1 protein-coding gene is annotated in these 291 nt (G+C 43.0%); it reads left to right on the forward strand.

What is annotated here, in order from left to right:
• Positions 1 to 291: hypothetical protein (locus ACST15_RS12540; protein ID WP_459454995.1), on the forward strand; the 291-nt coding region annotated here is incomplete at both ends.

Genomic DNA, 291 nt, shown 5'->3' on the forward strand with positions numbered 1-291 from the left:
GTTTGGCTAGTCCACAAATTAATGGAAGCAACTTTACAGGAACGAATACCTTAACGGCACAAGATGCTTTTGGGAATACGGTAACAACCTTTAGTGCTGCCACTACAAATGTGACAGTGACGTCCACTTTAACTGGAACAATTTCCGGCTTAGGTAGTGGAGCTAATAATATATTAAATCAGGCAGGTAATTTCAATAGTGGAGTAGCGAACTTGACAAGCTTAGGTATGAGGTTCACAGGAACTTCTGGAGCAGGAACTTTCACTTTCACTCCCGCTTCAGGAACTGCGG

It is taken from the genome of Aquirufa sp. Wall-65K1, assembly GCF_054558475.1.